This window comes from Allocatelliglobosispora scoriae (assembly GCF_014204945.1).
Classification (GTDB): domain Bacteria; phylum Actinomycetota; class Actinomycetes; order Mycobacteriales; family Micromonosporaceae; genus Allocatelliglobosispora; species Allocatelliglobosispora scoriae.
Genome location: NZ_JACHMN010000003.1, coordinates 1203793 through 1216523 on the forward strand (window position 1 = coordinate 1203793; position 12731 = coordinate 1216523).

Consider the following 12731-nt stretch of genomic DNA (forward strand, 5'->3'; position numbering starts at 1 on the left):
TCTTAATGAGCGGTCCATCCGCCGTCCATCGCGATGGACGCGCCCGTGATGAAAGCCGCCGCCGGTGTGCACAGGTACGCCATCAGTTCGGCCACCTCGTCCGGTTCGATCAGCCGTTTGATGGCCGAACGGACGAGCATGATCTTCTCGATCACCTCGGTCTCGGGGATCCCGTGCGCCGTCGCCTGATCCGCGATCTGCCCCTCCACCAGCGGCGTCCGGACGTAGGACGGGTTGATGCAGTTCACCGTCACCCCGTGCGGCGCCGCCTCCAGGGCCACGGTCTTCGACAACCCCTCCAGTCCGTGCTTGGCGGAGACGTAGGCCGACTTGAAGGGCGAGGCCCGCAGCCCGTGTACCGAGGAGATGTTGACGATCCGGCCCCAGCCGTTGGCGTACATGTGGGGTAGCGCGTGCCGGATGAGCAGGAACGGGGCGTGCAGCATCACCCGCTGGATGTAGGCGAAGCGATCCGGCGGGAACGCCTCGACCGGCGCCACGTGCTGCAGCCCGGCGTTGTTGACGACGATGTCGATCGCGGCCGGGATCGCGTCGAGCGCGTCGGCGTCGGCGTCGGCGAGGTCCACGGTGATCGCCACCCCGCCGGTCTCGGCCGCCACCCGGCTCGCCGTTTCGGTGTCGCGGTCCACCACCAGCACCGTCGCACCCGCGGCGGCCAGCCTCAGGGCGCAGGCCCGGCCGATCCCGCTGCCCGCACCGGTCACCAGCGCGGTCCGGCCGGACAGGGCCAGCCGTACCACCGGCGTTGTCGTCGTCATGGCGCTTGAAGTTACGAGCGGATGACTGCCGGGCACATGGGCGCCGGACACATAACTGCGGGGGGCGCTGTGTGGAGATGCTGAAGTGTCACACCGCTGCCGTAGGGTTTCGTGAATGCTGCGGGTGCTCGGTGTGGACCCTGGATTGACCAGGTGCGGGGTGGGGATCGTCGAGGGGGTTCCCGGGCGTCCGTGCACGATGGTGCACTACGAGGTGGTCCACAGTGACCCCGACGAGGAGCTGGCCCATCGGCTGCTGCGCCTTGACCGCCGCTTCGCCGAGCTGATCACGGAGTTCGCCCCGGCGAGCGTCGCCGTCGAGCGGGTCTTCGCGCAGAACAACGTCGGCACCGTCATGGGCACCGCCCAGGCCGGCGCGATCGCGATCGTCGCCGGTGCCCGGGCCGGGCTGCCCGTCACGCTCTACACGCCGAGCGAGGTCAAGGCGGCCGTCACCGGCTCCGGCTCGGCCGACAAGGCCCAGGTGACACTGATGGTCACGCGGCTGCTGAAGCTGGCGGCCCCGCCCCGCCCCGCCGATGCCGCCGACGCGCTGGCCCTGGCGATCTGCCACGTCTGGCGCGGTGGCACCCGGGACAAGCTCGCCGCCGCGCTCAAGGCCGCTCGGCGCTGACCGGCATCCGGCACCGGCGGGGCTCTGCGGCGGACGCGGGCGGGCGTATTACTGTGTCGTACACGTGTGCTGGGAGGGGTTCGACATGATCGCGAGCGTGGCGGGGCAGGTCACCTCGATCGGCGCCGAGAGTGCCGTCGTCGAGGTCGGCGGGGTGGGGCTGGCCGTCCACTGCACGCCCGGCACGCTCGCCTCGCTCCGGCTCGGCGCACCGGCCCGGCTCTCGACCAGCCTCATCGTCCGCGAGGACTCGCTCACCCTCTACGGCTTCCCCGACGACGCCGAGCGCAGCCTCTTCGAGGTGCTGCAGACCGTCAGCGGTGTGGGCCCCCGGGTCGCGCAGGCCGTGCTCGCGGTGCACCCGCCCGACGTGGTGCGCACCGCCATCGCCTCCGGCGACGTCTCGACCCTGACCCGGGTGCCCGGCATCGGCAAGAAGGGCGCGGAGCGGATCATCCTGGAGCTCCGCGACAAGATCGGCCCGGTGGTGCCGGGTGCCCTGGCTACCGGGGTGCCCCGGCAGATGGCCTGGCAGGACCAGGTGCGCCAGGGACTCGTCGGGCTGGGCTGGACCCCCAGCCAGGCCGATTCGGCGATCTCCGCCGTGGCTGAGGGCATCGACGGGCCCACGCCGCCCGTCCCCGACCTGCTGCGGCAGGCGATCAAGCTGCTGGGTAAGGCACGATGACCGCCGAGTCCCTCGTCAACCCGATCGCGACCGCCGAGGAGCGCGACGCCGAGGCGTCGGTGCGGCCCAAGCGGCTCGCCGAGTTCGTCGCCCAGGAGCGGGTCCGCGAGCAGCTCGAAGTGCTGCTGCACAGCGCGCTGCGCCGCGGCACGCCGCCCGATCACATCCTCTTCTCCGGCTCGCCCGGTCTCGGCAAGACCACCCTCGCCATGATCGTCGCGGCGGAGCTCGGCGGCGGGCTGCGGATGACCTCGGGCCCCGCGATCGAGCGCTCCGGCGACCTCGCCGCCGTGCTGACCAGCCTCCAGGCCGGCGATGTGCTCTTCATCGACGAGATCCACCGCATCGCCAAGCCGGCCGAGGAGCTGCTCTACTCCGCGATGGAGGACTTCCGGGTCGACGTCATCGTCGGCAAGGGTCCGGGCGCCACCGCCATCCCGCTCGACGTGGAGCCGTTCACGCTGGTCGGGGCCACGACCCGGTCGGGGCTGCTGACGGGTCCGATGCGGGACCGGTTCGGGTTCGTCGGGCACCTCGAGTTCTATTCGGGGCACGAGCTCGCGGCGCTGCTGATGCGCTCGGCGCGGATTCTCGGCGTCCCGGTGGAGCAGGACGGGATCGTCGAGATCGCCGGGCGGTCGCGGGGCACACCACGCATCGCCAACCGGCTGCTGCGCCGGGTTCGCGACTTCGCCGAGCTGCGGGCCGACGGGGTGGTGACGCTCGCGACGGCGCAGGCGGCGCTCAAGGTCTACGACGTCGACGCCATCGGGCTGGACCGGCTCGACAAGGCGGTCCTGATGGCACTCGTCTCGTCGTTCGGCGGCGGGCCGGTCGGGGTCTCGACGCTCGCCGTCGCGGTGGGGGAGCAGCCGGACACCGTCGCCGAGGTCTGCGAGCCCTTCCTGGTCAGGGCAGGTCTGCTCGCGCGTACGCCGCGGGGTCGGGTGGCGACGCCGGCAGCGTGGCGGCACCTCGGGCTGATCCCGCCACCGAGCGCAAATGGTATCTTTTCGGGCGGCGTCGGAGCGGCGCCCGACCTGTTCACCGCCGACGACGAGGCCGACGATCGTCCGTGACCGGACTGTGATCTGTGCCGGGATGTGGAGATCCCCGGCGAACCGACTAGACTCGCCGCGGTCCGAACGGACGAACACGAATGCCACCGCCGGTGATTTTCATGTCACGGTGGGGTGAGATCGGAAGGTCCCCGACGTGAATATTGCGGAAGCAGCCCAGGGCGGCGGCTCGTACATGACGCTGCTGTTCTTCGCAGCCATGGCGTTGCTCATGTATTTCATGATCATCCGGCCGAACAACAAGCGGCGCCGCGAGGCCGCGGAGCTGCAGAACAGCGTCTCCGCCGGTGACAAGGTGATCACCGTGGTCGGTCTGCACGGTACAGTCGTCGCCGTGGACAGCGAGGCCGGCACGGTCACGCTGGAGATCGCTCCCGGTGTCAACACCGTCCACGAGCGCGCGGCGATCGGCCGGGTCATCAAGGCCGAGAACGCCGAGGAAGCTCCCGCCGTCGAAGCGACCGCGACCAGCGCCGAAGACGTGGTTCAACCCGGTCGTTGACCGGTGATCATTTAATCCACCGCGACGTGCCACACCCTCACGTTCCGACGTAGGGTGTGGCGCACGCCTCTCACCCCGTGCTCCCACACGGTTTGACCCAAGGAGACAAGACAGCCGTGGCACCACCTCAGGGACAGATGCGCCCCGGGCGGCAACTCGCCGTGCTCGGGGCCATTTTCGTCGTCCTCTACGCCATCGTTTTCCTCGGCGGCACGGGCAGCTTTCAGGACAGGTTGAAGCCGCAGCTCGGCCTCGACCTGGTGGGCGGCACGCGAGTGACGCTGCAGGCCGTGACGTCTGACGGCAGCCAGATCGACCCGCAGAAGCTCGAGGAGGCCCGACAGATCATCGAGGATCGGGTCAACGGCAAGGGCGTCAGCGAAGCCGAAGTCGTCACCGACGGCTCGGACAACATCGTGATCTCGGTGCCCGGCCAGAACAACGACTCGGTGAAGGACGTCGGCCAGCCGGCCAAGATGCTCTTCCGCAAGGTCATCAACATCACCAACGGTGGCGGCATGGCCCCGCCGTCGACCGCGTCGCCGAGCCCCTCGGTCAGCGGCTCGGCCAAGCCCAGCGCCTCCGGCTCCGCGAAGCCGAGCGTTTCGGGCTCGGCCAAGCCGAGTGCGACGCCGTCCGCGGGCGGCAGCGGTGGTGGCGGTGCGGCAGCGTCGGCCACGCCGACCCCGACGCCCACGCCCACCCCGAGTGCCAGCGCCCCCGCCGCCGCCGTGGGCAAGGTGCCGACGCTCGACGAGGTCAAGGCGAAGGTCGGTGCCACCGCGTGGAACGCGGCGAGCGCCCTCACCGCCGTCGGCGACCCGACCGCCAACCCCGAGATCGGGCTCACCCTGGCGCCGTTCAGCAAGCTCACCGGCCCCGAGGTCGGTGTGCTGCCGGTGACGATGCAGTTCAACGTGCCGCAGATCAACTGCGAGCAGCTCGACAAGCGCTTCGCGGGCTCGATCGACGATCCGAAGAAGCAGGCTGTCGCCTGCCAGTCGGGTGGCAAGTACCTGCTCGACGTCGCCAAGGTCGAGGGCATCGACATCGACAGCGCGAGCCCGCAGCTGGCCCAGAACGGCCAGTGGGAGGTCGCGCTGAACTTCACCAGCGACGGCACCAGCAAGTGGACCAAGCTCACCGGTGAGGCGTTCCGCAACGACGTCGACCCGAAGTGCGAGCAGGCAGCCCTCGGCGACCAGGGCAAGTGCCTCGTCGCGGTCGTCCTCGACAACACCGTCATCTCGGCACCGCAGATCCTCGGTGTGCTGAGCAGCCAGTCCTCGATCAGCGGCAGCTTCAACTCCGCGAGCGCGCAGGACCTGGCGAACAAGCTCAACTTCGGTGCCCTGCCGCTGTCGTTCGTGTCGCGTGACTCCCAGTCGATCACGGCGACGCTCGGCAGCGAGCACCTCAAGGCGGGTCTGCTCGCGGCCGGTATCGGCATGCTGCTCGTCGCGATCTACGCGTTCTTCTACTACCGCCTCCTGGGCTCGGTCATCTTCCTCTCGCTGATCCTGTCGGGTCTGCTCGTCTTCGGCGCCCTCGTGGTGCTGGGTCGGGAGATGGGCTTCACCCTCACCCTGGCGGGTATCGCCGGCTTCATCGTCTCCCTCGGTGTGGCCGCCGACTCCTTCGTCATCTACTTCGAGAGACTCAAGGACGAGATCCGCGAGGGTCGGACGCCGCGCAGTGCGGTGCCCCGGGCCTGGCAGCGGGCGCGCAAGACGATCCTCACCGCCAACGCGGTCTCGATCATGGCGGCCGTCGTGCTCTACCTGGTCTCCAGCGGTCCGGTGAAGGGCTTCGCCTTCGCGCTGGGCCTGGCGACGGTCCTCGACCTCGTGGTGGTCTTCCTCTTCCGTCACCCGATCATGACCATGTTCGCCAGCACCAAGGCCTTCCTCTCGCCGAAGGTCAGTGGTTTGGGTCGAGTGCTGCACCAGCGCAATACTGATGACGATGAGTCCGTCGGCACCCGCCGCATGCGGACCAAGGAGGCCTGACAATGAGCAACACGGGTCTTGCGACTCGCCTCTACCGGGGCGAGGCCGGTCTCAACATCGTCGGCAAGCGGCGGATCTGGTTCTCGGTCGCCGGCGTCCTGCTGGTGGCAGCGATCCTGAGCCTGACGCTGGTGGGCTTCACCGCCGGCATCGAGTTCGAGGGCGGCAACGAGTTCCAGGTGCCGGCCTCGGTCGGCAGTGTCACCCAGGCGGAGGACGCCGTCGGCAAGGCGGTCACCGCGGTCTCCGCGTCCGACGCCGAGCCGGGGCACGTCGTCTCCTCGCAGCGGGTGGGTGACTCGATCTACTCGATCCGCACCTCGACGCTCACGACGGAGCAGACACTCGCGGCGAAGCAGCAGATCGCCACGGCGCTGGGAATCCCGGCCGACCAGATCGGTGAGAGCACCGTCTCGCCGTCCTTCGGTGGGCAGGTCACCCGGCAGGCCATCATCGGTCTCGTCGTCTTCCTGCTGGTGGTGACGGTCTTCCTGGTGTTCCGTTTCGAGTGGCGGATGGCGGTGGCGGCGCTCGCGTCGCTCGCCTTCGACCTGCTCGCGACGGCGACCGTCTACGCGCTGGTCGGGTTCGAGGTGACGCCGTCGACCGTCATCGGCTTCCTGACGATCCTCGGCTTCGCGCTCTACGACGTCGTCGTCGTCTTCGACAAGGTCCAGGAGAACACCCGGGGCATCACCGGCAGTGCGACCCAGACCTATGCGGAGGCGGCAAACCTCGCCGTCAACCAGACCCTGATGCGCTCCATCAACACCGGTCTGGTCGCCCTGCTCCCCGTCGGCGGCCTGCTCTTCATCGGCGCCGGTCTGCTCGGTGCGGGCACCCTGAAGGACCTCGGTCTGGTGCTCTTCATCGGTATGGGCACCGCGGTCTACTCCTCGATCTTCTTCGCGACCCCGGTCCTCGTGGCGCTCAAGTCGATCGAGCCGAAGATCGCCAACCACACCCAGCGGGTGCTGGCCCGCCGGGCCGGCCTCGCGGCGAAGGCGGCCGAGCCGGCCACCGCCGTCGCGCAGCCCGTGGGTGAGCCGGTCGCGGCCGGTGCGCCGAAGCCGGGCGCCAAGCCCGCTCGCCGCCCGTCCAACACGCGGCCGTCGGCACCGAAGCGTCGCTGACACAGCACGTGTCAAGGGGCCCGCTCACCTCGGTGAGCGGGCCCCTTACGCTTACCCGGTGACTGACGAGCTGACTGGCGACAGCGGACCCGGGGTGGCGGCCCTCGTGGCGAGCCGCGTCGTGGACGTGCCCGATTTCCCCAAGCCCGGGATCCTCTTCAAGGACCTCACGCCGCTCTTCGCGGACGGCCCGGTCTTCCGCCAGGTGATCGATGTGATCATCGCCCATCACGGCGGCCGTGGCGGGTTCGACGTCGTGGTCGGTGTCGAGGCGCGCGGGTTCGTCATCGCCGCCGCCCTCGCCTACGCCTCGGGTGTCGGGGTCGTGCCGGTCCGCAAGGCGGGCAAGCTGCCCCGGGTGGCCCACTCCGCCACCTACGACCTGGAGTACGGCACGGCGACCCTGGAGATCAGCGAGGGTGCCTTCACCCCCGGCCAGCGGGTGCTCGTCGTCGACGACGTCCTCGCCACGGGCGGCACCGCCGAGGCGACCCTGGACCTGGTCGCCCGGGCCGGCGGGGTCGTCTGCGGCTTCACCGTCCTGATGGAGCTGGCCTTCCTCGCCGGGCGCGACCGGCTCCCCGGCTGCGACGTCCACGCGCTGATGACCGTCTGACCGAACGGATGGGTCCGCGCGCTCGGCCGTTCGGTAGTCAAGACCTGGCCGCAGGGTAGGATGGGTTCCTGCCCCGTCGGTCGCGTCGAGCGGCGACGCCTACCGGTCGGGTCGGGAGGAGCGGCTGGTGTCCACCGATCCCGTCGAGTCCCCGGAGGCCGTCAACGGCGTGGTGCCCGCATCGGGCAGCCGCACGGCGACGGTCACCCCTGGAGTCGTCCTGCCCGGCGAGGAGCCGAGCGGCGACATCAGCGGCGGACTCGGCCTGCTCAACGGGGCTCCGTCCGGGCGTCGTGTGCGGGCGAGACTCACCCGCTTCAACGCGCCCTGGCAATCGACGCTCATCAGCGAGGAGCTCACCCCGCTGATCAGCCTGCACCGCAACAGCCACCCGAGGGCCGACATCCGCCTGCTCCAGCGGGCCTATGACACGGCCCGGCAGTGGCACGAGGGGCAGTATCGCAAGTCCGGCGACCCCTACATCACGCACCCGATCGCGGTGGCGAACATCCTCGCCCAGCTCGGCATGGACACCACCACGCTGGTGGCCGCCCTGCTGCACGACACGATCGAGGACACCGACTACACGCTTGAGGGGATCAAGGCCGACTTCGGCGACAGCGTCGCGCTCCTCGTCGACGGCGTGACCAAGCTCGACAAGGTCAAGCTCGGCGACTCGGCCAAGGCCGAGACGATCCGCAAGATGGTCGTCGCCACCGCCAAGGACCCCCGGGTCCTCGTGATCAAGCTCGCCGACCGGCTGCACAACATGCGCACCATCAACTTCCTGCCGCCCGCCAAGCGGGAGCAGAAGTCGAAGGAGACGCTGGAGATCCTGGCGCCGCTCGCGCACCGCCTCGGCATGAACACGATCAAGTGGGAGCTGGAGGACCTCGCCTTCGGGCAGCTCTTCCCGAAGCGCTTCGACGAGATCAAGCGCCTCATCGACGAGCACCAGCCGCAGCGGGAGGCCCTGCTGCGCCAGGTGACCCAGAAGGTCAACGTCGATCTGCGCGCTTCCAAGATCAAGGCCGATGTGACCGGTCGGCCGAAGCACCTCTACTCGGTCTACCAGAAGATGATCGTGCGAGGTCGCGACTTCAACGACATCTATGACTTGATCGGCGTTCGCATCCTGGTCGAGACGGTCCGCGACTGCTATGCGGCGCTCGGTGTGATCCACGCCAACTGGCAGCCGGTGCCGGGGCGGTTCAAGGACTACATCGCGATGCCGAAGTTCAACATGTACCAGTCCCTGCACACCACCGTGATCGGCCCGACGGGCAAGCCGGTGGAGATGCAGATCCGCACCAACGCCATGCACCGCACCGCGGAGTACGGCATCGCGGCGCACTGGAAATACAAGGAGATCAAGAACGCGACGGTCGTCGGACCGCCGGCCCACATCGACGAGATGACCTGGCTGCGGCAGCTGCTCGACTGGCAGCGGGAGGCGAGCGACCCGAGCGAGTTCCTCGACGCCCTGCGCTTCGACCTGTCGAGCCAGGAGGTCTACGTCTTCACGCCCAAGGGCGACGTGCGGGCGCTGCCGGTCGGGTCCACCCCGGTGGACTTCGCCTACGCGGTGCACACCGACGTGGGTGCCCGGTGCATCGGCGCGCGGGTCAACAGCAAGCTCGTGCCGCTGGAGTCGGTGCTCTCCAACGGCGACGTGGTGGAGATCTTCACCTCCAAGTCGGAGAACGCCGGGCCCACCCAGGACTGGCTGGGCTTCGTCAAGTCGCCGCGGGCGCGTACCAAGATCAGGCAGTATTTCAAGAAGGAGCGCCGCGAGGAGGCGATCGAGGCCGGCAAGGAGCTGCTGACCAAGGCGATGCGCCGGGAGGGCCTGCCGCTCAAGCGGCTGCTCACCTCGGATGCGCTGATGGCGGTCGCCCGCGATCTGCACCTGTCGGACCTGGAGTCGCTCTACGCCGCCGTCGGTGAGAGCCACGTCTCGGCCCAGTCGGTCGTCTCGAAGCTCGTCGCCGGTTACGGCGGCGAGGAGGGGGCGATCGAGGACATCGCCGAGACCGCCGTCGCGACCCGGCCGCCGCGGTCGCGACAGTCCGGGCAGGACCCGGGTGTCGTCGTGGTCGGCGTCTCCGATGTCTGGATCAAGCTGGCCCGCTGCTGCACCCCGGTCCCCGGCGACGAGGTCTTCGGCTTCGTCACCCGGTCCGGCGGGGTCAGCGTGCACCGCGAGGACTGCGCCAACACCGCCGACCTGCGCCTGCAGCCGGAGCGGATCGTCCAGGTGAGCTGGAAGCCCACGGCGGGCTCCACCTTCCTCGTCGCGATCCAGGTCGAGGCGCTCGACCGGCACAAGCTGCTGGCCGACGTGACCCGGGCCCTCTCGGAGGAGCGGGTCAACATCCTCTCCGCCGTGGTGACGACGACGCGGGACCGGGTCGCGGTGAGCCGGTTCAGCTTCGAGATGGCCGATCCGAAGCACCTCGGGCACCTGCTCAACGCCGTCCGCAAGGTCGACGGCGTCTTCGACGCCTACCGGGTGACCAGCGGAGCCTAGCCAGGCGACAGCGAGCATGCGAAAAGGGCCCCACCGTCGCGGTGGGGCCCTTTTCGGGGCTTACTGGTGGGTTGGTCAGGCCTTGACCGGAGCGACCGTCACCGTCTTGATGACGACCGGGGTCTTCGGCTTGCCGTCGCCGGTGGCCTTGCCGTCCTCGCCGACCGCACCCGCGGCGATCACCTTGTCGAGGATGTCCAGGCCCTTGGTGATCTTGCCGAGGACCGTGTAGTTGGCCGGCAGGTTCGCCTCGGGGATGTCCTGGTCGATGAGGAAGAACTGGCTGCCCGTCGAGGCCGGCTGACCGGTGTTGGCCATCGCCACCGTGCCCCGCTCGTAGGTCGGGTTCTTGCCGGTCGGCAGGTTCTCCTCGGCGAACTTGTAGGTCGGGCCGCTCGCGCCCGGCTCCTTGCCCACGCCGCCACACTGAAGGATCTTGAAGCCCTCGGTCACCATGCGGTGGCAGCTCGAGTTGTCGAAGAACTTCTTCGACGCGAGGTGCGCGTAGCTGGCGGCGGTGCACGGCGCGTGGGTCACGTCCATCTCGACCTCGATGACGCCGAGGCTGGTGGTGATGGTCATGAGCTGCGTGCCGGCGCGGGGGACCTCGGTCGGCGGAGCGCCGACGTCCTTGAGGTTGGGGTTCTGCGCGACATCATCCGGAACCCACTGGCAGCCCGACGGCGCGGCGGCGCTCGGCGCGGCTGCGGGGGACTTCTCACCGCCGGTCAGCGCGGCGATGCCCCAGATCGTCAGGCCGACGACGAGGAGCAGGCCGACTCCGCCACCGATGAAGGCGTTGCGCTTGCGGCGCTGCTGTGCGGCTTCGAGCCGTTCGGCCATCTGCTGCTCGAGCCGGGCTCGTGCCGCGGCGCGCTGGCGTTGTTCCCTGACGGGCGTCATGATCGTGTTCCTCCGGAGTGTCAGGACTTGGTGCTGGGCGTGGCGGCTGGGGTGCTGCTCGGCGTCGTCGCGGGCGGCTGCTCGGTCCCGGGGACCACGGCGACCGTCTGGATCTTGACGTCGGACTTGGGCTTCGTGTCCTCACCGCTGGCATTCGCCACCGTACCGGCTGCAGCGATCTTCGAGATGATGTCGAGACCACCGCTGACCTGGCCGACGAGGGAGTACTTCCCCATCTCGACCTTGGAATCCTTGTAGAAGATGATGAACTGGCTGCCGCTCACGTTGGGCAGCATCGCGACGGTGCCGGCCTTGAGCGTGACCGTGCCGGCGTCGGCCGAGGCGCTCGGGCTGGGGCTCGCGGCCGGGTCGGCCGGCGGGATCGTGAGCTCGTTGGCGAACGTGTAGCTGGGCCCGCCCTTGCCGGACGCGCTCGGGTCGCCGCAGCGCAGCGAGTAGACATCCTTGGCGTGCTGGAGCTCGAAGCACGACGTGTTGTCGTAGAACTGCTTGCCCGCCAGGTAGCCGATGCTCGCCGCCGCGCAGGGGGAGTTGGCCTGGTCGAGGGCGACCTGCACGGCGCCCGTGCTCAGCGTCAGGGTCATCGCGGCGGTGCCGGTCTCGGCGAGGCCGCTCGTCGCCGGCGCGCCGACCGGCTTGAGGTCGGTGTTGGCCTCGGTGTTCTGCTCCTGCCACACGCACTGCACCGGGGCTGCCGCCGGCTCGGGCTTGGCGTCGAACCCGCCAAGCAACCAGGTGGCACCGAGGCCCACCAGGATCACGGAGAGCCCGGCTCCGACGCCGGCGCGAATCCGGCGGTTGCGCCGGGTCACATCGGCTCGTCGAGCAAGCTGCCGGTCGAGCTTTTCGCGCGCTAATTTGCGCGCCCGCGTCCTGCTGGAAGCCACGAGAGCTCCCTCCCTCATCTTCGCACCGCTAGGGGCACCATCACGTTTGAGACAACGATGCATTTTTGTGGCGCGGTTCACCGCGACACAATGCAAGGCGTCCGAGCGAGTGTACGAGGCGTCACTGAGAAAAGCAGGTGCCCGGGGGCGACAATCTGATCGACCTATGCGACATCCGCCACCTGACGCGCCGGATATCCGCTTCTGCCCGGTCGGTACGCTGTGCACATGTTGGTGGCCGGGTTCCCCGCGGATGCATTCGGGACGAATTGTTACGTGGTCGCGCCCGGCCCCGGTGAGCAGTGCGTCGTGATCGATCCGGGCATCGGTGTCGTGGAGCGCCTCGACGACCTGCTCGCCGAGCACCGCCTGCACCCCGCCGCGGTCCTGCTGACCCACGGCCACCTGGACCACACCTTCTCGGTCGCGCCGGTCTGCGGTGCCCGGGGGATCACCGCCTACATCCACCCGGACGACCGGGAGCTGCTCGCGGACCCCTCCAAGGCCCTCTCGATGGACCTGACAGCTCTCTTCGCCGGTCGGCTCACCTTCACCGAGCCCGACGACGTCGCGCCGCTCACCGACGGGCTGACGCTCGCCCTGGCCGGTCTCGAGATCACCGTCGACCACGCACCGGGCCATACCGGCGGGTCGGTGCTGCTGCGGATGCCCGGCGACGACGAGCCCCTGTGCTTCAGCGGGGACGTGCTCTTCGCGGGCTCGATCGGGCGCACCGACCTGCCTGGCGGCAGCATGGATCAGATGACGTCGAGCCTGCGGAGCAAGGTCCTCACCCTCGACGACGCGACGATCGTGCTGCCTGGCCACGGCCCGGCGACAACCATCGGGCGCGAGCGCACGACCAATCCCTACCTTCGGGAAGCCGGTCGGCCCGCCGCCCCTCGCGGTCTCTGACAGACCGTTCGCGACTTTTCAGCACGATTCAAGGA

At 69.4% G+C, this 12731-nt stretch carries 12 protein-coding genes; 9 read left to right on the forward strand and 3 right to left on the reverse strand.

What is annotated here, in order from left to right:
- Nucleotides 1-2 precede the first annotated feature (2 nt).
- Entirely contained in the window at nt 3-779 is a 777-nt protein-coding gene (locus tag F4553_RS31975) for a 3-hydroxybutyrate dehydrogenase (protein ID WP_184843624.1), read from the reverse strand.
- Nucleotides 780-897: 118 nt separating this feature from the next.
- Here F4553_RS31975 and ruvC point away from each other — a divergent pair, with 118 nt between their 5' ends.
- The 8 genes from ruvC to F4553_RS32015 all read left to right on the forward strand — a co-directional run bounded on the left by ruvC (nt 898) and on the right by F4553_RS32015 (nt 9970).
- Nucleotides 898-1413 carry a crossover junction endodeoxyribonuclease RuvC gene (gene ruvC, locus F4553_RS31980; protein WP_184847172.1) on the forward strand — a complete coding sequence of 172 codons (516 nt, stop codon included), beginning with the start codon at nt 898-900 and terminating at the stop codon, nt 1411-1413.
- A gap of 85 nt (nt 1414-1498) precedes the next feature.
- Nucleotides 1499-2101, forward strand: a complete 603-nt coding sequence (ruvA, locus tag F4553_RS31985; protein ID WP_184843627.1) for a Holliday junction branch migration protein RuvA — start codon at nt 1499-1501, stop codon at nt 2099-2101.
- Nucleotides 2098-3180, forward strand: a complete 1083-nt coding sequence (gene ruvB / locus F4553_RS31990; RefSeq protein WP_184843630.1) for a Holliday junction branch migration DNA helicase RuvB — start codon at nt 2098-2100, stop codon at nt 3178-3180. Before ruvA ends, ruvB begins: the two co-directional genes overlap by 4 nt.
- 136 nt (nt 3181-3316) lie before the next feature.
- Nucleotides 3317-3682, forward strand: coding sequence for a preprotein translocase subunit YajC (gene yajC, locus F4553_RS31995; protein ID WP_312875466.1), 366 nt, complete (start codon nt 3317-3319; stop codon nt 3680-3682).
- A 116-nt stretch (nt 3683-3798) separates the two neighbouring features.
- On the forward strand, nt 3799-5691 hold the full coding sequence (gene secD / locus F4553_RS32000) for a protein translocase subunit SecD (RefSeq protein WP_184843633.1): 1893 nt from the start codon (nt 3799-3801) through the stop codon (nt 5689-5691).
- A gap of 2 nt (nt 5692-5693) precedes the next feature.
- Nucleotides 5694-6824, forward strand: coding sequence for a protein translocase subunit SecF (secF, locus tag F4553_RS32005; RefSeq protein ID WP_184843636.1), 1131 nt, complete (start codon nt 5694-5696; stop codon nt 6822-6824).
- A 58-nt stretch (nt 6825-6882) separates the two neighbouring features.
- Entirely contained in the window at nt 6883-7440 is a 558-nt protein-coding gene (locus F4553_RS32010) for an adenine phosphoribosyltransferase (RefSeq protein WP_184843639.1), read from the forward strand.
- A 127-nt stretch (nt 7441-7567) separates the two neighbouring features.
- A complete protein-coding gene (locus F4553_RS32015) occupies nt 7568-9970 on the forward strand; it encodes a RelA/SpoT family protein (RefSeq protein WP_312875467.1) in 2403 nt (800 codons plus the stop codon).
- Nucleotides 9971-10045: 75 nt separating this feature from the next.
- Here F4553_RS32015 and F4553_RS32020 read toward each other — a convergent pair whose 3' ends face one another.
- Both F4553_RS32020 and F4553_RS32025 read right to left on the reverse strand, forming a co-directional pair.
- Nucleotides 10046-10873 carry a peptidylprolyl isomerase gene (locus F4553_RS32020; RefSeq protein ID WP_184843642.1) on the reverse strand — a complete coding sequence of 276 codons (828 nt, stop codon included), beginning with the start codon at nt 10871-10873 and terminating at the stop codon, nt 10046-10048.
- A gap of 20 nt (nt 10874-10893) precedes the next feature.
- Nucleotides 10894-11781 (reverse strand): peptidylprolyl isomerase, encoded by an 888-nt coding sequence (locus F4553_RS32025; RefSeq protein ID WP_184843645.1) that lies wholly within the window; start codon nt 11779-11781, stop codon nt 10894-10896.
- Between the two features lie 228 nt (nt 11782-12009).
- Between F4553_RS32025 and F4553_RS32030 the strand changes: the two genes are divergently transcribed.
- Nucleotides 12010-12696 (forward strand): MBL fold metallo-hydrolase, encoded by a 687-nt coding sequence (locus F4553_RS32030; protein ID WP_184843648.1) that lies wholly within the window; start codon nt 12010-12012, stop codon nt 12694-12696.
- Nucleotides 12697-12731: the final 35 nt, after the last annotated feature.

Excerpts from the sequence above, each read along its gene's own strand:
- F4553_RS31975 (WP_184843624.1), bottom strand. The coding sequence starts at position 779 with ATGACGACGACAACGCCGGTGGTACGGCTGGCCCTGTCCGGCCGGACC.
- ruvA (WP_184843627.1), top strand. The coding sequence starts at position 1,499 with ATGATCGCGAGCGTGGCGGGGCAGGTCACCTCGATCGGCGCCGAGAGT.
- ruvB (WP_184843630.1), top strand. The coding sequence starts at position 2,098 with ATGACCGCCGAGTCCCTCGTCAACCCGATCGCGACCGCCGAGGAGCGC.
- secF (WP_184843636.1), top strand. The coding sequence starts at position 5,694 with ATGAGCAACACGGGTCTTGCGACTCGCCTCTACCGGGGCGAGGCCGGT.
- F4553_RS32020 (WP_184843642.1), bottom strand. The coding sequence starts at position 10,873 with ATGACGCCCGTCAGGGAACAACGCCAGCGCGCCGCGGCACGAGCCCGG.
- F4553_RS32030 (WP_184843648.1), top strand. The coding sequence starts at position 12,010 with ATGTTGGTGGCCGGGTTCCCCGCGGATGCATTCGGGACGAATTGTTAC.